Source organism: Terrabacter tumescens, from assembly GCF_014646815.1.
Lineage (GTDB): Bacteria > Actinomycetota > Actinomycetes > Actinomycetales > Dermatophilaceae > Terrabacter > Terrabacter tumescens.
On record NZ_BMNZ01000001.1, the window covers coordinates 348,810 to 370,375 of the forward strand.

The 21,566-nt window shown below is 72.4% G+C and carries 21 protein-coding genes and 1 pseudogene; 14 read left to right on the forward strand and 8 right to left on the reverse strand.

All coding sequences use genetic code 11. The features are described 5' to 3' along the window. The first annotated feature begins 85 nt into the window (after positions 1-85). On the forward strand, positions 86-349 hold the full coding sequence (locus IEY30_RS01650; protein WP_030146406.1) for a DUF1905 domain-containing protein: 264 nt from the start codon (positions 86-88) through the stop codon (positions 347-349). A 16-nt stretch (positions 350-365) separates the two neighbouring features. Here the strand turns inward: IEY30_RS01650 and IEY30_RS21715 are convergent, their stop codons facing one another. After that, complete coding sequence (locus IEY30_RS21715; protein ID WP_030146405.1) at positions 366-665, reverse strand: MerR family transcriptional regulator; 300 nt, start codon at positions 663-665, stop codon at positions 366-368. Between the two features lie 291 nt (positions 666-956). Here IEY30_RS21715 and IEY30_RS01660 point away from each other — a divergent pair, with 291 nt between their 5' ends. Further along, the gene (locus tag IEY30_RS01660) at positions 957-1,397 is read left to right on the forward strand and encodes an Hsp20/alpha crystallin family protein (RefSeq protein ID WP_030146404.1); all 441 of its coding nucleotides are present in this window, start codon (positions 957-959) and stop codon (positions 1,395-1,397) included. Positions 1,398-1,410: 13 nt separating this feature from the next. Next, a complete protein-coding gene (locus IEY30_RS01665) occupies positions 1,411-1,749 on the forward strand; it encodes a hypothetical protein (RefSeq protein ID WP_156035047.1) in 339 nt (112 codons plus the stop codon). A gap of 279 nt (positions 1,750-2,028) precedes the next feature. Here the strand turns inward: IEY30_RS01665 and IEY30_RS01670 are convergent, their stop codons facing one another. Beyond that, on the reverse strand, positions 2,029-2,526 hold the full coding sequence (locus IEY30_RS01670; protein ID WP_030146402.1) for a hemerythrin domain-containing protein: 498 nt from the start codon (positions 2,524-2,526) through the stop codon (positions 2,029-2,031). Positions 2,527-2,776: 250 nt separating this feature from the next. On the opposite strand from IEY30_RS01670, the gene IEY30_RS01675 reads away from it, so the two are divergent. Next, on the forward strand, positions 2,777-3,571 hold the full coding sequence (locus IEY30_RS01675) for a histidine phosphatase family protein (protein WP_229674783.1): 795 nt from the start codon (positions 2,777-2,779) through the stop codon (positions 3,569-3,571). Positions 3,572-3,590: 19 nt separating this feature from the next. Continuing rightward, entirely contained in the window at positions 3,591-4,469 is an 879-nt protein-coding gene (locus tag IEY30_RS01680) for an NAD(P)H-hydrate dehydratase (protein WP_229674784.1), read from the forward strand. Between the two features lie 61 nt (positions 4,470-4,530). Here IEY30_RS01680 and IEY30_RS01685 read toward each other — a convergent pair whose 3' ends face one another. Beyond that, entirely contained in the window at positions 4,531-5,487 is a 957-nt protein-coding gene (locus IEY30_RS01685) for an SDR family NAD(P)-dependent oxidoreductase (protein WP_052358147.1), read from the reverse strand. A 122-nt stretch (positions 5,488-5,609) separates the two neighbouring features. On the opposite strand from IEY30_RS01685, the gene IEY30_RS01690 reads away from it, so the two are divergent. Both IEY30_RS01690 and IEY30_RS01695 read left to right on the forward strand, forming a co-directional pair. Beyond that, positions 5,610-7,208 carry a phytoene desaturase family protein gene (locus IEY30_RS01690; protein WP_229674785.1) on the forward strand — a complete coding sequence of 533 codons (1,599 nt, stop codon included), beginning with the start codon at positions 5,610-5,612 and terminating at the stop codon, positions 7,206-7,208. After that, the gene (locus IEY30_RS01695) at positions 7,205-7,663 is read left to right on the forward strand and encodes an SRPBCC family protein (protein WP_030146397.1); all 459 of its coding nucleotides are present in this window, start codon (positions 7,205-7,207) and stop codon (positions 7,661-7,663) included. Before IEY30_RS01690 ends, IEY30_RS01695 begins: the two co-directional genes overlap by 4 nt. A 330-nt stretch (positions 7,664-7,993) precedes the next feature. Here the strand turns inward: IEY30_RS01695 and IEY30_RS22220 are convergent. The 3 genes and pseudogenes from IEY30_RS22220 to IEY30_RS01705 form a co-directional block, all read right to left on the reverse strand. Next, a pseudogene (locus tag IEY30_RS22220) lies at positions 7,994-8,422 on the reverse strand (glycosyltransferase family 2 protein); the annotation flags it as partial. After that, complete coding sequence (locus IEY30_RS01700) at positions 8,419-9,795, reverse strand: bifunctional PIG-L family deacetylase/class I SAM-dependent methyltransferase (RefSeq protein WP_156035046.1); 1,377 nt, start codon at positions 9,793-9,795, stop codon at positions 8,419-8,421. The pseudogene IEY30_RS22220 and the gene IEY30_RS01700, both read right to left, overlap by 4 nt. After that, positions 9,789-10,838: an acyl-CoA dehydrogenase family protein gene (locus IEY30_RS01705; RefSeq protein ID WP_188960083.1), complete on the reverse strand. Its 1,050-nt coding sequence runs from the start codon at positions 10,836-10,838 to the stop codon at positions 9,789-9,791. Before IEY30_RS01705 ends, IEY30_RS01700 begins: the two co-directional genes overlap by 7 nt. Before the next feature lie 219 nt (positions 10,839-11,057). On the opposite strand from IEY30_RS01705, the gene asnB reads away from it, so the two are divergent. After that, positions 11,058-13,859, forward strand: coding sequence for an asparagine synthase (glutamine-hydrolyzing) (gene asnB / locus IEY30_RS01710; RefSeq protein WP_081920262.1), 2,802 nt, complete (start codon positions 11,058-11,060; stop codon positions 13,857-13,859). Continuing rightward, a complete protein-coding gene (locus IEY30_RS21720; protein WP_229674786.1) occupies positions 13,856-14,824 on the forward strand; it encodes a polysaccharide deacetylase family protein in 969 nt (322 codons plus the stop codon). The genes asnB and IEY30_RS21720 overlap by 4 nt, the downstream gene beginning before the upstream one ends. Here IEY30_RS21720 and IEY30_RS21725 read toward each other — a convergent pair. Further along, positions 14,805-15,101, reverse strand: coding sequence for a hypothetical protein (locus IEY30_RS21725; RefSeq protein ID WP_229674787.1), 297 nt, complete (start codon positions 15,099-15,101; stop codon positions 14,805-14,807). The genes IEY30_RS21720 and IEY30_RS21725 overlap by 20 nt on opposite strands. Between IEY30_RS21725 and IEY30_RS01720 the strand changes: the two genes are divergently transcribed. Next, positions 15,070-16,149, forward strand: a complete 1,080-nt coding sequence (locus tag IEY30_RS01720; protein WP_229674788.1) for a YncE family protein — start codon at positions 15,070-15,072, stop codon at positions 16,147-16,149. The two genes, IEY30_RS21725 and IEY30_RS01720, sit on opposite strands and share 32 nt — an antisense overlap. A gap of 50 nt (positions 16,150-16,199) precedes the next feature. Here the strand turns inward: IEY30_RS01720 and IEY30_RS01725 are convergent, their stop codons facing one another. After that, the gene (locus IEY30_RS01725) at positions 16,200-17,480 is read right to left on the reverse strand and encodes a hypothetical protein (protein ID WP_030146391.1); all 1,281 of its coding nucleotides are present in this window, start codon (positions 17,478-17,480) and stop codon (positions 16,200-16,202) included. Between the two features lie 412 nt (positions 17,481-17,892). Between IEY30_RS01725 and IEY30_RS01730 the strand changes: the two genes are divergently transcribed. The 4 genes from IEY30_RS01730 to IEY30_RS01745 all read left to right on the forward strand — a co-directional run bounded on the left by IEY30_RS01730 (position 17,893) and on the right by IEY30_RS01745 (position 21,564). Continuing rightward, positions 17,893-18,726, forward strand: a complete 834-nt coding sequence (locus tag IEY30_RS01730) for an ABC transporter substrate-binding protein (protein ID WP_030146390.1) — start codon at positions 17,893-17,895, stop codon at positions 18,724-18,726. Between the two features lie 42 nt (positions 18,727-18,768). After that, positions 18,769-19,554: an amino acid ABC transporter permease gene (locus IEY30_RS01735; RefSeq protein ID WP_030146389.1), complete on the forward strand. Its 786-nt coding sequence runs from the start codon at positions 18,769-18,771 to the stop codon at positions 19,552-19,554. Further along, entirely contained in the window at positions 19,551-20,294 is a 744-nt protein-coding gene (locus tag IEY30_RS01740) for an amino acid ABC transporter ATP-binding protein (RefSeq protein ID WP_030146388.1), read from the forward strand. Before IEY30_RS01735 ends, IEY30_RS01740 begins: the two co-directional genes overlap by 4 nt. A 139-nt stretch (positions 20,295-20,433) precedes the next feature. Further along, the gene (locus IEY30_RS01745) at positions 20,434-21,564 is read left to right on the forward strand and encodes a glycerophosphodiester phosphodiesterase family protein (protein ID WP_030146387.1); all 1,131 of its coding nucleotides are present in this window, start codon (positions 20,434-20,436) and stop codon (positions 21,562-21,564) included. The last annotated feature ends 2 nt before the right edge of the window (positions 21,565-21,566 follow it).

The following is a 21,566-nucleotide window of genomic DNA, read 5'->3' on the forward strand; positions in this document are numbered from 1 at the left end:
CCAATCACCTCGCGGGCCAGTTCATCTGCAAAGCCCAGGGTCAAGGCTGGCCTCGTGCGTCGCCCCGGCCACTAGTGTCGCTCACATGACAACCTTCAGGACGGTGCTCGAGTCCACCGGCGGCAACAACGTCGGCATCGTGGTGCCCGAGTCGACCGTGCTGGCGTTCGGCCGCGGGAAGCGCGTGCCGGTCATCGTCACGATCGACGGTGGTTACACCTATCGGACGACCATCGGGGTCATGGACGGCCGCTACCTCGTCTCGTTCAACGCGGAGACCCGGAAGCAGACCGGCCGCGGCGCCGGCGACGAGGTCGAGGTCGATCTCGTCGCCGATCCGGAGCGCTGAGCTCGGCCGTCGCCGATCAGGCGCCGGACTGCCGCGCCGTGGCCCGCGGCCGGGGCCGTCCATCCGGTCGGGCGTCGATCTCCCTGCGCAGCCGGGTGTTCTCGTCCTGCAGGTCGAGCAGCATGCCGACGCCGGTGAGGTTGACGCCGGTCGCCATGAGCTCGGCGATCCGCCGCAGCCTCGTCACGTCGTTGGCGCTGTAGCGGCGTGTGCCTCCACTCGTGCGGTCCGGGGTCAGCAGGCCTCGTGACTCGTAGAGCCTCAGGCTCTGCGCCTCGAGGCCGACGAGCTCGGCGGCCACGGTGATGCCGTACACGCCACGATCGAGGTCGTCCTCAGGGTCGTTCGCAGGGTCGTTCGCGGGGTCGTTCGCAGGGTCGTTCGCAGGGGCGTTCGCGGGGTCGTTGGCGGGGTCGGAATCGGGTCGGCTCGGCACGTCCGCTCGCCTCCTCTCCTGGGATCCCGTGAGGGGTCCGACGTTCCTCGCCGCGACCTCTTGCACGATCATCTCGTGGGTGCTACAAAAAATCTATAGCGCATGCCATAGATCGCAACGGGCGATCATGGTCACCGTGGAGCATCACCTGACACGATGGAGGTGAAGACGATGCTGATGCGCACCGACCCCTTCCGAGAGTCCTTCCGAGACCTGGACCGCGTGGCCCAGCTCGCCTTCGGGGCGGCCGGCACCCTCGCCCGACCCTCGGCCATGCCGATGGACGCCTGGCGCGACGGTGACACCTTCCACGTCGAGCTCGACCTGCCGGGCGTCGACCCGCGCTCGATCGACCTCGACGTCGAGCGCAACGTCGTGACCGTCAAGGCCGAGCGGCCGCCGCGGGCGAGCGACGCGGACCTCATCGCCGCCGAGCGTCCGAGGGGCGTCTTCAGCCGGCAGCTCGTGCTCGGCGACAGCCTCGACACCGAGCGCATCGAGGCGAGCTACGACGCAGGAGTCCTCTCCCTGTCGATCCCTGTGGCGGAGAAGGCCAAGCCGCGCAAGATCGCCATCGCCCAGCAGGACGAGCGTCAGGCCATCACGAGCTGAGGCGGTGGCGGTCGTGGTCACGCCGATCCTCCCTGACGACCCCTTCCCTGCCGTCGAGCAGGCCGTCGAGGAGGCCGTCGACGAGCTCTTCGTCGAGCTGATGTGCGCCGACGAGGAGCTGCTGGCCGCCGAGTTCGAGGCGATCGTCGCCGCCGGATGGCCGGAGCAGCCCCGGGTGCCTCCGCCGCGCCGGGGCGAGCCGACCGAACCGGGCAAGGATCCGGACGGGCGCGTCGTCTCCGAGGCGGTCCGGGTCGCGAGTCGTTCATGGCGTATGCCGTCACGCCAGCCGGAGCGGGAGCGCTCGCCCCCGCTCGGGCGAGGACCAGCCCGGACGGGTCACCTGAGCTGAAGGAGGAGGTGGGTTCACCGAGGTACAGCCACGACACGCAGGTCGCGTCCTCGGGTGGGTTCGTGCCACCCGAGGACGCGACGTGTGCGCGCGAGGGTCAGGCTGCGTGGCTGCAGCGCGAGCAGGTGCAGTCCTCGCAGCTGCACGAGTCGCACGTGCAGCCTTCAGGGCAGTTGGCGCAGTCGCACGGGCTGTCGGGCTCGGTCTCGATGGGGATGGGTGGGATCTGTCCGCTCACAGGGTGCTCCTTCTCTCGATTGCTGGGTATCGCCGGTGTCGTCAGGAGACGACGGCGTCGATGGCCTTCTTCATGGCGCTCGGCTGCTCCGGACGTCGCGGAGCCTTCTTCTTCGCCGCCAGCAGCTCCTCACCGAGCTCCTGCAGCTGCTTGCGCCCGAGCCCCTCTCGGACCTTCGGGAACCAGTCCTGCTCCTCCTCCTGCATGTGGTGCTCGACGTTCTCGATGAGGACCGTCGTCTTGGCGTCGAAGCGCTCGTCCGTCGCGTCCATGGTGGAGAGCTCGACGCAGAGCACGTCCGCGACGTGGTGCTCCTCGTACGACTCGAGCACGTCGTCCTCGAGGTCGGGCAGCAGCTCACGGACGCGTGGGTACATCACCTCGTTCTCGATGTAGGTGTGCACGGTCAGCAGCTCGAGGATCGTGTCGACGATCCCCTGCTTCTGCACGGGCGTCAGGTCGGCCTTGCGAAACGCTCGGAACTGCTTGCGGACCTCCTGGTGGTCCTCCTTGAGCAGGACGATGGCGTCCGTCGACATGTGGGCTCCTCCGGGTGTGGCTCATCTGGTGTCGGGGCGCCGGTGGCTGCCCCTCGTGGTTCTCGTACCCATCCCGCCCGACGGCCAACGAGCTCCCTCTGCGCGCGAGCCCGTCCGTGGACCGCACCGGGTGCGTGGCGTGACCGGCATGAGGTCCCCGGTTGGGTCGGCGCGTGGTGGGTACCCGTCAGGCACCCGGCAGCGGGACCGGGCGCCCCTCGGGGGCGTCCGTCGACGAGGAGGAGTCTGCGTGTCGTTCGAACCCACTGAGGCAGGACCCGGCCGTGCAACCGCCGAACCAGCAGGCCCGCAGGTCGCGGAGCTCGTGCTCGTGCGCCACGGCGAGAGCGTCGGCAACGTCGCCGACGACGATGCTCGCCGACGCGGCGCCGGTCGCCTGGAGCTCGACACCCGGGACCCTGACACCCCGCTGTCCGAGCGCGGAGAACGACAGGCGCAGGTGCTCGCCCGCCATGTGGCGACGGGTGAAGCCGACGCACCCGAGGTGGTGCTCTCCTCGCCGTACGCCAGGGCTGCCTCGACGGCGCACGTCGTCGCCTCGGCGGTCGGGCTCGACCCCGTCCTCGACGAGCGGCTGCGCGAGCGTGACCTCGGCATCCTCGACGGGCTCACCGGCGTCGGGATCCGCGAGACCCTGCCGGACGAGGCGGAGCGGCGGGCCCGTCTGGGGAAGTTCTACTACCGGCCGCCGGGAGGTGAGAGCTGGACCGACGTCGCGCTGCGGGTGCGCCACGTCGTCCGCGACCTCGCACAGGTCTACCCGGACCGCCGGGTGTGGGTCTTCACCCACCAGGCGGTGATCATGAGCTTCCGGCTCGTGCTCGAGGGGCTCGACGAGCAGACCCTCCTCGACGTCGACCGCAACGAGCCGCTGGGCAACTGCTCGCTGACCCGCTACCGGCGCCGGGACGGCGCGAGCCTCGAGCTCGTCAGCTTCGCAGACACCCGGCACCTCGACGTCTCGGCGGTGGAGAACACCCGTGAGCCCACGCCCGAGCCCGCCGTAGAACGAGGGAGCGCCTGACATGCAGAACGAGACACCCGTGCCCGTCGACCCTCAGCTGCTGCGGAGCATGCCGCTGCCGGCCACCGACGGGGACAAGTCCGCGCGCGGCACGGTGCTGGTGGTCGGAGGCGCCCGCCAGACACCGGGAGCCGTCCTGCTGGCCGCCGAGACCGCGCTGCGCCTCGGTGCCGGCAAGGTGCAGGTCGCCACGGCCGAGGACACCGCGGCCGCGGTGGCCGCAGCGCTGCCGGAGGCCTTCGTCGAGCCCCTGCCCGCCACGAACGACGGGGAGCTCGCCGTTGCCGGTGCCGACCGCGTGGTCGAGCTCGCCGAAGGCGCCGACGTCGTGCTGGCCGGTTGCGGACTCGGGGACCCTGAGGCCGCGAATCTCTTCCTGGCGCACGTCATCCCGCAGATCGAGGTCGACCTCGTCCTCGACGCGCTCGGGACGGCCTATCTGACGGACCGCGCCGACGGAGTGCGTCATCTCGCGGGCCGGGTGCTGCTCACCCCCAACGTCACCGAGGTCGCCGCCATGCTGGGACGGTCCGAGAAGGCGGTCGAGAAGGACCTGCTCTCTGCAGTCCGCGAGCTCGCGGAAGCGACAGGGGCCGTCGTCCTCAGCGGCAGCGACACCTCCTACGTCGCCACGGCTGACGGTGACGCCTGGTGCTCCGACGCCGGCCCGACCTCGCTCGCCACAGCGGGCTCCGGTGACGTCAAGGCAGGCGCCGTCGCCGGACTGGTGGGGCGGGGCGCATCTCCCCAGGTGGCGGCTCTGTGGGGCGCGTGGATCCACGCCCGGGCGGGGGAGCGCCTCGAGCGGTCACGACCGGGATTCCTGGCCCGTGACGTCGTCCTGGCGATCCCCGAGGAGCTGGCCAGGACGGAGACGGAGCAGCACGGCCGGGACTGAAGCCCCGCGTGCCCTGCTCGCCCGGGGTGGACGCCCGTCCGGGAGGCCGGCCGTGACGGGACTACGTCCGACGACCGAGACCGCGCCGCACCGCAGTGCTCACGGGCCTGATGGCGGAGCCGACTCCCGAACCGTGGCCGCCATCAAGGCGGTTCGACCCGGGGACGCTGCGCCGCACGTTCCCCTCCGTCGGCGGCATGACGTCGGACCGGTCGGACGCGAGCCGGCCGAACAGGGGCCCGACCCAGGCGTCGAAGACCCGCGGGAGCAGCACGAAGCCGAGCCGGGTGACCCGGTCGAAGGCGCCGCCGTGCGTGACCGGCCGCGGGTGCTCGAGGACGTGGGCCACGAGCCCGCCCGCCTTCTCGGCCGACCACACGACCGGTGGCGGCTGCCCGGCCGGCCCCCCGGCATACGCCGCCTGTCGGTAGATGGGCGTGTCGATGCCGGGCAGCGAGACGTAGGAGACGTGCAGGCCCGGCACGTCGCGGTTCTCGACGAGCGCCTGCCGCGCGAGCGCGCGCACGCCCCACTTGCTCACGGTGTAGGCGCCCATCGTAGGGACGGCGATGTGGCCGATCATCGACCCCACGAGCACGACCGAGCCACGGCGCCGGGCGCGCAGGTGCGGGAGCGCGTGCCGCAGCACGTTGGCCGAGCCCAGCAGGTTGGCCTGCACCACGGCGTCGAAGAGGTCCGCGGACAGCTCCTCGAGTCGCCCGTAGGCCACGACGCCTGCGCAGCTGACCACGCCGTCCAGGCTCCCCTCGAGCCGCACGACCTGGGCGACCGCACGCGCGACGGCTGCGTCGTCGCGCACGTCGGCGGGCAGGACCACGACCGACGGGGCGCCGAGGGCGCGGCACTCCTCGGCGGCCCGTCGCAACGGCTCCTCGCCGCGGGCGAGCAGGGCCAGTCGGCGGCCGCGTCGCGCGAGCTCGTGGGCGGCCGCGAGGCCCACCCCGCTGGACGCGCCCGTGACGAGGACGACCGGCGTCGGGGGAGAGGTCTGGGGCATCGCCGGGCTCCCCGGTGTCGTCGGATCCATGCAGGCGACGTGCCCGGTGCGGGCGTGTCGCAAACGCCCGGTTAGCCCCCGAGGGCAGCGGGTACGGCACGACCACCGGACGAGAGGACATCGTGACGACGACGGATGCCGTGGTCATCGGCAGCGGGCCCAACGGGCTCGTGGCCGCCAACCTGCTCGTGGACGCCGGCTGGTCGGTCGTCGTCCTCGAGGAGCAGCAGACTCCCGGGGGCGCCGTCCGAAGCGACGACTCGGTCGCGCCGGGCCACGTCCACGACACCTTCAGCTCGTTCTACCCCCTCGCCGCCGGGTCCCCGACGATCCGTGGTCTCGGCCTCGAGGAGCACGGCCTCGAATGGGTCCAGGCGCCCTCCGTGCTCGGCCACGCCTTCCCCGACGGTCGGTGGGGCGTGCTCCACCGCGACCGGGGAGCGACCGCTGCGGCACTCGACGAGCAGGCCCCCGGCGACGGCGACAGCTGGCTGGCGCTCTGCGACACCTGGGACCGCGTCGGGGACGACCTCATCCGCTGCCTGCTCAGCCCGTTCCCTCCCGTGCGCGGGGGTGCGGGGCTGGGGCGCCAGGTCCTGAGGCCCGGGGGCATGGAGCTGGTGCGCGAGATGCTCATGCCTGCCCGCAGCCTGACGGAGAAGCTCTTCCGCGGCGAGGCCGCCCGCATGCTCGTCGCGGGCAACTCGGCCCACGCCGACATCGGGCTCGAGTCGCCCGGCTCAGCCGCCATGGGACTCCTGCTCGCCCTGCTCGGGCAGACCGTGGGCTTCCCGGTCCCGCGTGGCGGTGCCGGCGAGCTCTCGGCGGCCATGGTCCGTCGCCTCGAGTCCCGCGGAGGCGAGATGTGCCTCGGGGAACGAGCCGAGGGCGTACGCGTGCAGGACGGTCGCGCGGTCGCCGTGCGGACTGCGTCCCGTGAGCTCTCCGTCCGACGGGCCGTCCTCGCCGACGTGTCAGCGCCTGCGCTCTACGGCGGCCTCGTGCCGTGGGACCAGCTTCCGACCAGGCTGCGGCATCGCATGGGCCGTTTCGAGTGGGACCCCTCGACGGTCAAGGTGGACTGGGCCCTCGACGCCGCCGTCCCGTGGGCGGGTGCGCCCGAGCTGTCACCGGGCACCGTGCACATCGCGGACTCGCTGGACGGACTGAGCCTCTCGGGGAGCCAGGTCGCCGCCGGACTCGTGCCGGAGCAGCCGTTCCTCCTCGTCGGCCAGATGGGCGTCGCCGACCCAAGCCGGGTGCCGTTGGGGCACGAGGCCCTGTGGGCGTACACCCATGTGCCACAACGAGTTCGGGGTGATGCGGGGGCCGGCAGGTCCGACCTGCGCGGGGTGCGTGGCACCTGGGACGAGGCGGACCTAGACGCGATGGCCGAGCGCATGGAGCAGCGCATCGAGAGCCGCGCCCCGGGCTTCCGGGACCGCATCATCGCCCGTCGGGTGCTCGGTCCGCGCGAGCTCGAGGCCCGCGACGCCAATCTCGTGGGAGGCGCCATCAACGGTGGCACCGCCGGTCTGCACCAGCAGCTCGTCTTCCGCCCCGTCGCGGGTTCCGGACGGCCCGAGACACCGGTCAAGGGGCTCTACCTCGCATCGGCCTCGGCCCATCCCGGCGGCGGCGTGCACGGCGCGTGCGGCGCCAATGCCGCCCGAGCCGCCCTGTGGCAACACAAGATCCGATCCCCCTGGAGGCGCACATGAGCACCACGACCCGGACGATCCACGCCACGCCTGACGCCGTCTTCGACGTGCTGTCCGATGGCTGGAGCTACAGCCAGTGGGTGGTCGGGGCCTCGCGCGTGCGAGACGTCACGCCCGGCTGGCCGGCGGAGGGCTCCCACATCCACCACTCCGTGGGTGCCTGGCCGATGCTCATCGACGACGCGACGACCGTCCGCGCCTGCGAGCGTCCGGCCCTCCTCGAGCTGACGGTGCGCGCCTGGCCCTCGGGGGAGGGCATCGTGCGGATCTCGTGTCGCCCCAACGGTGCCGGCACCGACGTGACGATGGAGGAGGACGCCACCAAGGGCCCTGCGACCCTGTTCCCCAAGGCCGCTCGGGATCTCGTGCTCGACCGCCGCAACCGGGAGTCCCTGCAACGGCTGGCGATCCTCGCGGAGCGGGCCTCGGCAGGGGTGGACCGCTCCGCGCCCTGACCGCTCCGCACCCTGACCGACCCGCCTCAGCCGGCGAGCGACGTGCTCTGGTCGAGCTCGCTGAGGAAGTGCGCGAACCCGCCCGGCGCGCCCACGCATACGACCGGATGTCCGAAGGTGCAGGGCGTCGGAGGCCACGCAGGTGCCGCCCGAGGCGCGCACGCGCTCGACGAGACCCACGTCCTCGTGCAGGACGAGGGCCTCGAAGCCGCCACACTCCACGTAGCTCGACAGGCGCACGCCGAGGTTGGCGCCATGGACGTGGTGGTGCCCCTCGCGGAGCTGGTGGAGCGATCGCCATCGCGCCAGGACGGCAGGGTCGAGGTCGTGGTGGTCGGGCTCGACCGTGCCGGTCACGAGGTCCACCCCGGCATCGGCCAGGATCGCCTGGCGCACGAGCCAGTCGGCGGGGACGGCGCAGTCCGCGTCGGTGTTGGCCACCCAGTGGCGACCGCGCTCCGTGGCCGGCACCCAGTCCGTCGCGGACGCGACGCCCTGCGCCCGAGCGGCACCGACGTTGCGACAGCCCACCTCGACGAAGCGCACGTCCGCGTGTCGACGGGCGACGTCACGCGACCCGTCGGTGCACGCGTCGAGCACCAGCGTCACGTCCACCGCGATGGCCGGGCGCGCGCGGCGGAGCTCGGCCACGGCGGCGTCGAGCGTCGAGAGCGTGCGGGGCAGCAGCTCCTCCTCGTCGTTGGCGGGTACGACGACGTGCACGTGCGTCAGGTCTCCGGTTGGTGCAGCGGCGCTCACGACGACCCCGCCCGGTGCGCCGCGGTGCGGGAGAGCACGTCCAGCCGGAAGTCGTCCTCGACGTGCGTCACGACGACGGGCGTCCGGGAGGCATCGCGCCAGATCTCGTGCACGCGTGCCCCGTCGAGTGGCCAGCCGCGCACCGGGTGCCGCCAGTGGCAGAGCACGACCGCACCGTCCTCGTCCAACGAGGCCTCGACGCGAGCGACCAGCTGCCGCAGGCGTTTCGGGCTGAGGAAGTAGCCCACCTCGGAGACGACGACGAGGTCGAAGCGGCCGTCCGGCCACTCCTCGGGGACGCGCCGCTGCTCGACGGACACCGCGCCGACGCCATCCGCCGAGTCGAGGAGCTGCCGCGCGGCACGGGTCGCGCTGGCGCTCTCGTCGACGACGGTGAGCCGGTCGCACCGCCGGGACAGCTCTGCGGCGAGCGCTCCGACTGAGCCGCCGACCTCGAGGGCGCGTGAGTAGCGGCGACGGGGGAGCGCGGCCAGGGTGACGTTCCGCTTGCGCTGCTCGTACCAGCTCGTGCGCACCTCCCACGGGTCGTCGGCCGAGTCGTGGAGTCGCTCCAGGGTGTCGTCGCGCACGGGCCCGAGCCGGAGGTAAACCTCGACGTCCCGGCGGAAGTGCTCGAGCATGCCATCGTGGAGCACGGCCTCGTCTCCTGCGGCGTCCGAGAGCGGAGCCACCTGGGTCCGGTGCAGGGCCACGGCCGCGTCCTTCGCCGCTCGCGCCTCGTCGGGCAGGGGCAGCACCTGGAGGTCGGCCCACGGCGCCTGCGCCGGCTCGCACCAGTGCCAGAGCCAGACGGGGTACTCCCACAGCGTCGCGTCGGTGCGCCACGCGGCCACGGCCGCCGCGCGCCCGGCGGCGTCGTGGTCGGAGTGGCCGTCGGCGCGCCAGGGAGCCACGAGCAGCGTGCTGCCGCCGTCCTCCCCGACGACGTCGACGAGGGCCGTCACGACGGCGTCCGCGTGGTCGTGGACCGACCCGTCGGGCAGGCCCAGCCGCTGCAGCGTCCCGTCCGGGGCCAGGCGGCGCAGGGCTGCGCGGGACTCCTCGACCCGGAGCCGGGCCAAGTCATCCGGACTCGTCGAGGGCGACCCTGGGTGCGATCCCTCGCCGTCCGTCAGCAGCACGACGACGACCTCGCGGCCGTCCCGCGCCGTCTGGTGGATGAGACCGCCGGCGCCCAGCGTCTCGTCGTCCGGGTGGGCCGCCACGACGATCAGGCGCCGAACGCCGGTCTCGGCCGGGCGACCCACGCGGACCGCGTGATCCCACTCGGGACTCTCGCGCCAGCGGGCCTCGGGGGTGCCGGCCTCGGAATGGGTGAAGTCCCGGGCCGGACTACCGGGTGCCGTCACCACGGCGGTCCGGTCCGGTCGCCGTCGAGCAGGAGTCGCCCGAGGGCCGCCTCGTCACGCTCGGCATGCTCCTGGCGGAGGTAGAGCTGGAGGTCCGCCACCCGTCCGGCGTGGTCGTCCTCGAGGGCGAGCGGCGCGGGGCCGGTCGCGTGGCCGACGCGTTCGAGCACCGTCTCCGCGGCCCGGGCCACGACGTGGCGGACGCGGAGCGCGAGCGCCGAGCCGTCGGGCCCGGTCGCCCGCCCGTCGTCGACGCGCACCGCTGCGTCGGCCAGCGTCGCCCTCGCCGCCCAGAGAGCGGCATCGACCGCGCCGAGATGCATCTGCGCGATCTGGTCGGGCTCACGTCCGCCGCCGACGAGCCGGCGCGCGACCCCGACCGCGCCACCGAACCAGATCGCCGCGACCCCCATGGCGCCCCAGGCGAACCCGGGCCTCTCGAGGTACCACCCGGTCGGCCCGACGGGGGCGGCCCTGCTGTGCTCGAACGCCACGGGTCCGCTCATCACCGTCGGGAGGCCGCGGGCGAACCACGCCGCAGGCTGGACCGTCACGCCGTTGTCCTGACCCAGCGGGACGGCATACAACCTCCGCGTCGTCTCCCCGTCCCACGCGGTGACGAGGGCGTGCGAGAGGGTGCCCGCGAGCGAGCACCACGGCTTGGTGCCGTCGAGACGCGCACCGAGGGCGCCGTCGGCCCCGTCGTCCGTCGCGGTCAGCCGCACCCCGGGTCCCTCCGCCGCGAAGACGCCCCACGTCGCCGCCTCGGTGGTGTCCGGGACCGCGTGGCCGGCCGAGCGTGCCTCGGCGAGGATCGACAGCGCGTCGAGGTGCGGCTCGACGGCGCGGGCGGCCGTCAGGCTCACGGCGGCGACCGACGCGAGTGAGGTCCACAACGCAGCGGTCTCGCCGCGCCCGGGCAGCGGGAAGGCGCTCGGGTGGCGCTGTACGAGCGCGAGTGCGGTGAGCGGATCGGCGTGCGGGTCGAGGTCGGCGAGCACCGCCTCGACGGTCTCGTCGCCCTGTGGTTCGTCAGCCAGGCGCACGGGCCGCACCATCACGACGGCTCCGCGGTCGCGGCGGACGAGGCGACGGTAGGAAGGGTCACGAGCGACACATACCCAGGGTCCACCGAAGGCCGGCGAGGTCCGGCGCACGCTGGGAAACTGGTGGGGCCCGGCCAGCGTGCGGCCTGCGCCCAGCGTCCTTTCAGGCGCGTCTGTCAGACATGGCCGGTCAGACAAACGTTGGGGGAGGGACTGCCCGTGTGCGGCATCGCCGGCTACTTCGGCCTCGGCCCGGACCGTGGGCTGCTCGAGCGGATGGGCGCGGCGCAGCGGCACCGCGGACCGGACGACCAGGGCACTTTCGTGGACGGTCCCGTCGGTCTGGCCCACCAGCGCCTGTCGATCATCGACCGTGAGGGCGGGCGTCAGCCCATGGCCACGGCCGACGGGCGCTTCGTCCTCGCGTACAACGGCGAGGTCTACAACTACCGGGCGCTGCGCGCCCAGCTCGAGGCGGAGTCGCGCACGTTCGTGACGCAGAGCGACACCGAGGTCGTGCTGCAGGCGTATGCCGCGTGGGGGGCCGACGCCTTCGACCGGTTCAACGGGATGTTCGCCCTCGCCGTCTGGGACCGCGACGAGCAGACCCTGACCCTGGCCCGCGACCACTTCGGGATCAAGCCGCTGCACCTCAGCCGGGTGACGCCTCAGGACGACGGCGCGGGCGGGTCGGGCGGGACCGGCGAGGCGTGGCTCTTCGCGAGCGAGATCAAGCCGATCCTCGCCACCGGCCTGCGGGACCCGGCGCCCGACGAGCGCACGATCTACCGCTACCTGCGCCACCGGGTGCACGACGACGGGGCGTCGACCTTCTTCGAGGGCATCGAGCGGCTGCTGCCGGGGGAGATGGCCACGATCAGCGCGCGCGGTCTCGAACGGCGCCAGTTCGCCACCCTGCAGCAGGATCTCGTCGCGACCCGTCCGCCGGCCACCGGCGCGGGTCCCGAGACCGTCGCTGCGATGCGAGAGGGGCTCAAGGAGTCCATCGCGCTGCGGCTGCGCGCCGACGTGCCCGTGGGCACCTCCCTGTCCGGCGGCCTCGACAGCTCGGCGATCGCCGTCGGCATCGACCGGCTGCTCACTGCGCACGACGACTCGGCCGTGGCCGTCGGTCACCGTCAGCAGACCTTCTCGGCGGTCTTCTCGGGCTACCGCAACGACGAGGAGCGCTGGGTCGACGACGCGGTCGCCGCCTGCTCGGACCGGGTCGAGTCGCACCGCGTGCGGCCCACGTCCGACGAGATGTTCGCCGACCTGGCCGACTTCGTGCGGACGCAGGAGGAGCCGGTCGTCTCGACGGGGCCGTACGCGCAGTACCGGGTCATGAAGGAGGCGAGCCGTCACGTCACCGTCATGCTCGACGGGCAGGGCGCCGACGAGATGCTCGCCGGCTACGTGCCCCAGACCGTGACGCACCTGCGCGACCTGCTGGCACGCGACCGCCGGGCGGGCATCGCCGAGGCGTTCGCCACCCGTGACGTGCTGGGCACCGTGGTGCGGGCGCGGCTGCGGACCCGCATCCGTGGCGGTGGATCCTTCGGCGAGCTGCTGCGACCGGAGTTCGTCGCGGACCACGCCGACGACAGCTATGCCGTGGCCGGGGCGGACCTGCGCCACCGGCTCGTCCACGACCTCTTCGTCGCGTCCCTTCCGGCGCTGCTGCGCTACGAGGACCGCAACTCCATGCGCTTCTCCGTCGAGGGGCGCGTGCCCTTCCTCGACCCGCAGCTGGTGCGCACCGTCTTCGCCATGCCCGACGACGCCATCATCAGTGGGGGCTGGAACAAGGCTGTCCTGCGGGACGCGGAGCAGGACGTCCTGCCGCCGTCGATCACGCGGCGCCGCAACAAGATCGGGTTCACCACGCCGCAGAACGAGTGGTTCCACGAGCAGCGCGAGCAGATCTACCGGGTGTTCCTGTCGGAGTCGTTCTCGCGCCGCCCGTACTTCGACCAGGCGGAGGTGCTCAGCGCGTTCGACCTGTGGCTGAGCGGCCGAGGGTCGCTGGATTCGATGGCCTTCTGGCGCATCCTCAACCTCGAGCTCTGGCTGCGCGAGTTCATCGACCCACGACCCGAGCCTGACGAGTCGGCCCGGCCCGCAACGGTTTCCACGCTCGGGACCAGCCGCGGCACGGGGGTCGACCTCGTGCTCTCCGACGGCTCGCTGGCGCGCCAGCACCTGGTCGGCGCGCCCCGCGTCACCGACCAGGACGACCTGACGAGCCTCGTCGTCGAGCACGTCACCGCGTACCTCGACGTGCTGGGGGACGAGCGACCGGCCGGGGCCCGGTCCCGGCGGTGGTACGTGTTCGTCTCCGGGGAGGTCGTGGCCACGACGCAGCACCGGACGTTCGACGTCTGGGACATCCCGGTGACCCGCATCGCGCGGCTGCTCAGCCGGCACGCCACCCGCACTGGTGCAGGCGTCGGTTTCGGTTCGCCCTTCGCGATGCAGCTCGCGATCGACGAGGTGGGCCTGCCCCGCCTGCTCACCGCCGCGGCGGCGGATGCCGCGGGACGACTGGTGGGGCGCCGTGGCCTCTTCGACACCGTGGTCGGCAGCATCGTGGCGGGCAGAGACGAGCGCGCCGTCGACGGACCGAATCAGGGTTCCGCACGCGCAGCCAACACGTCGATCAGGCTCGCCCCCAAGGACCCCGCAGCCGTGGCAGCCCTACTCAGCAAGGCCCTTCGTCAGGCCCTGCCGGACGAGCTCGCCGCCACGTTCTGCGGCACGGTCGTGGTCGACGCGGACGATCGCGGGTGCACCGTCCTCGGCACGGACGCAGCGACCGCCGTCGCCCGTCTGGAGCAGATGTTCGCCGACGACCCGTGGGGTCGGGGCGCCGGGCAGACACCCCTCGCCCTCGTCCTCGACGACCGTCGCGTCGCCTCGGCCGAGCCACGGGGTCGAGACCACCAGCGGCAGGCGTCGGTCTCGCCGCTGTCGGTGCCGGCGCGAGCTCGTGTCGGCCACTCGACCGGACGGCCGGGATGACGGATCCGCAACCGGACACCGCCGTGCCCGACGGGCCGGACGCCAGCGAGCTGCCTGCCCCTGCAGACGCCTCCGCATCCGAGGGCGACTCCGCCGGCCACGCGGCATCCCGCCGCACCGTGCTCGCTGCCGCCGCCGGCGTCATCGGCGCCCTGGGTGTCGCGGCGTGCTCTCCCGCCGGGACGTCAGGGGCGCCGGGAACGTCAGGAGGGCCGGGGACGCCGACGACCGGGGGACCGGTCGGGACGAGTGCTGCGACAGGGCTGGCGGCCCCGCCGGGCCCCACGACCACCGGCAGTGAGCCCCGGGGAACGACGGGGACCACGACGTCCCCGACGCCGGGACGGCAGTCGGTCCTGGCGTCGGCGGGAGCGGACATCGGCTCCGGACCGCGGGACGTCCCGGCGGTCGCACTCACCTTCCACGGGGCCGGCCCCGCGGCGCGCACGTCGGCCGTGCTCGCCGTGGCCCGCGCGCACGGCGCCCACCTCACCGTCTTCGCCGTCGGCCAGTGGCTGCGGGCGAACCCGGCTCTCGGGCGGGCGATCCTGGCGGAGGGACACGACCTGGGCAACCACACGTGGAGCCACCAGCCGATGCGGCGGCTGACGGCGGCCGAGGCCGAGACGGAGGTCAGCCGAGGCGCCGCCGAGGTGGCTTCGGTCAGAGGATCCGCCGGCCTGCTGTTCCGTCCCTCGGGGACTCCGACGAGCACGGCGGTCATCCGGGCAGCGGCCCGCGCCGCGGGCTACCAGCGGTGCATCTCCTACGACGTCGACCCACAGGACTTCCTCGACCCCGGCGCCAGCGTGGTGCGGGACCGCACGCTCGCGGCGGTCGGCGCCGGGAGCATCGTCAGCCTCCACCTGGGTCACGCCGGCACGGTGGCCGCGCTGCCCGGCATACTCTCCGGTCTGCGGACACGCGGACTCCGTGCGGTCACGGTCACCGAGCTCCTCGCATGACGGGCACGTTTGGGGGAGTGGGGTGCTCGCGTGCCGCAGTCGTGGGCCGGGCGGCCGTGGTCGTGCTGGCCGTGGCCTCGTTGCTCGCGAGCTGTTCGGTCGCCCAGACGTCCGCGACGGGTGCGCCGTCGACGCTGGAACCGGTCGCCTCCGCGGGCGCCACGTCCGGGACGACCACGACCTCCGGACCGAGCCCGTCCTCGAGCCCGACCTCGAGCCCGACCTCGAGCCCGACCGGGCGGGCGGTGTCCGAGCCCTCGGGACCGTACGCGTTCACCGGGGCCTCGAACCTGTCGGCGGAGGCCGAGCGCGCCCGGCCCCTGGTCTACGTGCCGAACCAGCGCGCCGGGACCGTCCAGATCATCGACCCGAGGACGTATGCCGTCATCTCCACCCGGGCCGTTCCACGCTCACCCGAGCACGTGGTGCCGTCACACGACCTGCGCCGGCTCTGGGTCAACAGTGACGCGGGCAACGCCCTGACCCCGATCGACCCCCGCACCGGCAGGATGGGCGCCCCCGTCCCCGTGCGCGACCCGTACAACCTCTACTTCACACCTGACGGGAAGCACGCCCTCGTCATGGCCGAGCGGCTGCGGCGGGTCGACGTCCGAGACGCCCGGACGATGGACCTGCAGAGGTCGTTGCCGGTGCCGTGCAAGGGGGTCAACCACGCCGACTTCACGGCTGACCTGACCCGCGTCGTCGTCAGCTGCGAGTTCAGCGGGCAGCTCGCCGTCCTCGACGCGTCGGCCACCCGGGTGATCCGCATCGTCGACCTCAACCGGGTCGCGACACCCGGGGCGACGTCTCCGGCGCACGCGCGGTCCATGGGTGGCCCTGCCGGCATGCTCGCGGCGGGCGCGAGCTCGATGCCGCAGGACGTCCGGCTCGCTCCCGACGGGCGGTCCTTCCTCGTGGCGGACATGCTCCGCAACGGGGTGTGGGTGCTCGATGCGGCCACCTTGGCCGTGCGGCGCTTCGTGCCCACGGGCCGCGGGGCGCACGGGATCTACCCCTCCCGGGACGCGCAGCGCATCTTCGTGAGCAACCGCGACGAGGGGAGTGTCACCGTGCTGGACGCCGTCCACCTGAGGCGGCTCGCCATCTGGCGCCTACCAGGTGGGTCGCCCGACATGGGCGGGGTCACCGCGAACGGACGCGAGCTGTGGTTCTCGGGACGCTACGACGCCTGCGTCTACGTGATCGACACCGCCACCGGGAGGCTCACGCACCGGATCCCGGTGCGGCCCGGTCCGCACGGCCTCCTCGTCTGGCCGCAGCCGGGCCGCTACTCCCTCGGGCACACCGGCAACATGCGCTGACGACGCGGCGCCGTCGGCTACAGCCGGCCGCCAGACGGCCGACGGGCGGGTCAGCCGCCACCGATCCGCCCGGCGATGATGCTCGTGATGACGACGGAGGTGATGGTCACGGTCGAGAAGCCGGCCACGATCATCTTCGGCAGGATCTCGTGCTCGATGGCCGCGACCTCCTCTGGCGTCTCGCCGGCACCCTTGGCCGCCTCCTGGGACAGGATCATCGTGCCGGGGAAGCCGTAGAGCGAGGTGAGTCCGATGGCCACCGACATCGGCACGCTGTAGCCGAGCAGCTTGCCGACGAGGGCCGAGAAGCCGGTGATCCCGACGACGCCGAAGACGAACGCGATGAGCAGGGGGCCTGCCAGGGCGGCCACGTCCGAGGGCTTCACCGTGGCGAGCGGACCGAAGACGAGGATCATGACCGCGATCATCATGAGCCCGAACGCGTCGATGCCCGAGAGCACCGACGGCCTGAGGATGCCGGCCGTCCGGAGGGCGATGCCGAGGACGAGCGCCACGACGAACGTGTTGAGGATGCCGTCGGTGAGGTTGTTGATCCCGAGGCTGACGAGGACCACGGCCCCGACGACGAAGAGCGTCCCCGCCGTCGTGCGCAGGAAGGCCGGCAGCCTCGTCTCGGGTGCGGGGTCGGGTGTGGGGTCGGGTGCGGTGTCTGGCGCGGGTGCGGCTGCGCCCGTGGACGGGTTGTCGTCGGCGGCGGCCGACGCAGCGCCTCCCGCCGGGACGAGCCTGCCCGCGCGGTACTCGGCCTTGAGCCGGGCCGCCTCGCGCCGCAGGATGATCGAGGTGAGGGGGAAGCCGATGAGGCCCTGGAGCGCGGCGATGAGGACCGGGAAGACGGCGATGCTCGTCAGGCCGACCCCGAGGGCGGCCTCCTGGACGATGAGCACCGAGATCGCCCCACCGCTCAGGGCGCCGGTGCCGGCGATGACGAAGTCGAGTGCCTGCGCGTAGCCGTCGGCTGCGGAGCCGCTGATGCGCGGCCCGAAGAGGAAGCCGGCGAGCAGCAGGGTGAGCCCGATGCCGACGACGGTCGCGATGCCGACGAGCAGCGTCTTCCACTGCTTCTTGAAGTCGTCGAGGCTGATCATCGTGCCGAGGTGCACGATGACGAACCCCACGACGACGCCGGCCAGCGCCAGCAGGCTGGAGCTGGCGAGGAGGTCCTCGGGGAAGACGTCGGTGAGGAAGCCGACGAGGAAGATGATCGAGGCGACGAAGAGCGAGGACAGCAGCGACTGCGTCTTCTTCGCGACGAGGTCGCTGACGGTCCAGACGAGCATGACGATGACGAACGCGAGCACCGGGTTCACGGTGGCCTCAGCTTCCTCGTGGCGGGTCGGTGGGGCGTGGGTGGTGCACCGAGCGTGCCGGACCCGGCCTCGCGCGGATTCCCCCTCGATGGGTGATCCGCACCGTTCCCGGAGCTCAGCCCTGCAGCCGCGCATGGTCGCTGCTGGGCGGACCCGGCGGAGGTGGACCCGATTATCACTTCACGTTACTCGTCCTATAACGTTCTGTAGGTCAGGACGTGTGCCGGCGACGCCACTCGTCCTGTCAGGCCGTCCGGTCGCGCATCGACGACGATGCGCGCGGACACCCCCCTCCTGCAGCGACGCTCGCGCACCCGGCGCATCGCCATGCCCAGACGCAGCCGACCTGCCGACCTGCCCGAGCTGCTGACCTGCCCGACCTGCCCGACTGCTGACCCCAAGGACCTCACCCATGCCTCTGCTCACGCGCTCCGTCACCGCCTCCGCCGTCGCCCTCGTCGCCCTGTCGCTCGCAGCCTGCGGCGGTGGGTCCACGGCGACCGAGAGTGCGGCGGACAACCCCTACGACCTCCAGCAGCCCGGGACGCTCCGGGCGGGCACCCTGACGGACGCACCGCCGAACGTCTTCCTCAAGGACGGCAAGTTCACCGGCTTCGACAACGACCTGCTGACCGCCGTCGCCGCCAAGCTCGGCCTCAAGGTCGAGTTCGTCGGGACCGAGTTCAGCTCCCTGCTGGCGCAGGTCAAGACGCGCAAGTTCGACGTCGGCTCGTCCTCGATCAGCATCACCGAGGCGCGCAAGAAGACTGTCGACTTCACGAACAAGTACGACTTCGGCTTCCTCGGCCTCGACGTGCCGAAGGGCTCGAGCATCACCTCCTTCGACCAGCTCGCCGGCAAGCGCGTCGTCGTCGTCCAGGGCACGGTCCAGGACGACTACGCCACGCGCGAGAACCTCAACCCCGTCCGCGTTCCCGACTACAACGCAGCGCTGAACCAGCTGCGCACCGGCACCGCCGACGCCTGGATCACCCCCGCCGAGATCGGTGAGAAGACGGCCGGCGAGTCCGGGGGCAAGGTCCTCGCCGTGGCCAAGCAGCTCGACCCGGGCGGCATCGCGTATGCCGTGGCGCCCGGCAACGACAAGCTGCGCGCGGCGCTCGACAAGGGCATCGACGCCGTCGTCGCCGACGGCACGTGGGCGAAGCTCCAGAAGCAGTACTACCCCAGCCGCGAGATCCCGGCCGACTTCGAGCCCGGCAGCGGCTCCACCGCGTCGCAGTGACGCGACCGTCCTAGACCACACCATCACCGAGAGGAGGGCCGGATGGACATCCTGACCACGTTGCGGGAGACCTTCTTCGACCTCGGCGCCATGCGCGAGGCCCTGCCGGAGCTGCTCCGCGTCGGCCTGCCCAACACGCTCATCCTGGCCCTCACCTCGGCGGTCATCGGCACGGTGCTCGGCATGGTGCTGGCCGTCTCCGGGCTCTCGCACCGACGCTGGTTGCGTTGGCCTGCAAGGGTGTTCACCGACATCTTCCGCGGTCTCCCTGCTGCCGTGACGATCCTGCTCATCGGGGTCGGCCTGTCGCCCGTGGGGCTGCAGATCTGGGGTCCCAACCCCTACCCGCTCGGTATCCTCGCGCTCTCGCTCATCGCGAGCGCCTACATCGGCGAGATCTTCCGGTCCGGCATCCAGAGCGTCGACGACGGGCAGCTCGAGGCGGCGCGGGCGCTCGGCTTCAGTCGTCCGTCGGGCATGCGCCTCGTCGTCATCCCGCAAGGGGTGCGGCGCGTCCTGCCGGCGCTCGTCAACCAGTTCATCGCGCTCATCAAGGAGAGCTCGCTCGTCTACTTCCTCGGCCTGCTCGCCAGCCAGCGCGACCTCTTCCGGATCGGGCAGGACGCAGCCGCCAACACCGGCAACCAGTCGGCACTCGTCCTCGCCGGCCTGTTCTACCTTCTCGTCACCGTCCCGCTGACCCACGCCGTCAACGCCATCGACCGACGTCTGCGGGAGGGCCGCCGCGCCGACGGCAGCGACGGCAGCGACGGGGTGGACGATGACCGCGTCGAGGCGCCTGTCGCCCAGACCCAGGAGGCCCGATGACCACCGCTCCCGTCCACGGCGTCGCCGTCGCGACACGTGACGTCCACCTCGCCTTCGGCGCCAACCGCGTGCTGCGCGGCGTGGACCTCGAGGTCCCGGCCGCGACGACGGCCTGCGTCATCGGTCCCTCGGGCTCGGGCAAGTCGACGCTGCTGCGCGTCGTCAACCGGCTCCTCGAGCCGGACCGTGGCGACGTGCTGCTCGACGGGCGGAGCGTGCTGCGCGACAACCCGGACGTGCTGCGGCAGCGGGTCGGCATGGTGTTCCAGCACTTCAACCTCTTCCCGCACAAGACCGTCCGCGCCAACGTGACGCTCGGTCTGACCAAGCTCAAGGGCCTGCCCGGGGACGAGGCGGACGAGAAGGCCCTGCACCACCTCGACCGCGTGGGCCTCGCGCACAAGGCCGACGTGCGCCCCGGGAACCTTTCCGGCGGCCAGCAGCAGCGCGTCGCCATCGCCCGCGCCCTCGCCATGGAGCCCGAGGTCATGCTCTTCGACGAGGCCACCTCGGCCCTCGACCCGGAGCTCGTCAAGGGCGTCCTAGCCACGATGGCCGAGCTCGCCGCCGAGGGCATGACGATGCTCGTCGTCACGCACGAGATGGGCTTCGCCCGATCGGTCGCGCAGCAGGTGCTCTTCATGGACCACGGGCGGGTCGTCGAGGCCGGAGCCCCCGACCGGCTGTTCGAGGCGCCGGAGACCGAGCGCCTGCAGCGCTTCCTCTCCCAGGTGCTCTAGCGCCAATCGGGGGTGGTTCGTCCCGTTTTCGTCGCTGTTCGGCGAGGGTTCACGGCAGCGCCATGTCGTGGGCACCTCGGCGGGGCGAGCGGTCCCTAGCGTCGAGGGGTCAGTCCGGCCCCGAGCAGAGGACCCCCCGATGCGTGTGCGACACCTCCTGATCAGCCTGGCCTTGGCGGGCCCCCTCGCGGCAGGAGCCCTCGGGCAGGCCGCCACCGCCGCCACCGCCGCCACCGCCGCCACCGCCGCCACCGCCGCGACCGCCGCGGGGGAGACCGGTGACGGCTCCGGCGTCCTGCCGCAGAAGACCCACTTCGACCTGCAGGCCCACCGCGGCGGCATCGGCATGACCACCGAGGAGTCGCTCGAGGGCTTCGCCAAGGCCATGCGACTCGGTGTCACGACGCTCGAGCTCGACACGCAGGTCACCAAGGACGAGAAGGTCGTCGTCAACCACGACCGGCAGGTCAGCGCGACGAAGTGCCGCGACACCACGCCGGTCACGCCGGGGGACCCGATGTACCCGTACGTCGGCAAGTACATCAAGGACCTCACCCTCGCCCAGGTGAAGTCGATGGACTGCGGCTACCAGCAGCTCCCGGGCTTCCCCGACCAGGAGCGGGTCGCCGGCTTCCGGATGGTCGAGCTCAAGGACGTCCTCGACCTCGTCAAGGCCTACGACGCCAAGCAGGTCACGCTCAACATCGAGACCAAGGTCGAGGCGGGAGCCCCCGAGCAGACCGCCCCCCGTGACCTCTTCGTGCGCCGGGTCTACGAAGAGATCCACGCCTCCGGCGTCGAGGACCAGGTCACCATCCAGTCCTTCGACTGGGGCGCGCTCAACGTCATGCACCGGCTCGCGCCGACGTGGCCGCTCGTCGCCCTGACCAACTACGATTTCCTCCAGGTCGGCAGGCCCGGCGCGTCGCCGTGGCTCGGTGGCGTCGACGCCGACGACTTCGGCGGTGACTACGTCGCGACGGCCGCGGCCGCCGTCCCCGGTCTGACGGCGCTCTCGCCCAACTACGGCTTTCCGCAGAACGGCACGGTGGCCGATCCCGGCTTCCGCTTCTACCCCGACCGAGCCATGGTCGAGTCGGCCCACGCCCGCGGCCTGAAGGTCATCCCGTGGACCTGCGACGACCCGGCGACGGTGAGCGCCCTCATCGACCTCGGCGTCGACGGTGTCATCACCGACTACCCCAACCGGGTCCGCCAGATCATGGCCGACCGGGGCATGCGCCTGCCCAAGGCGTACGCACCCCGCTGAGC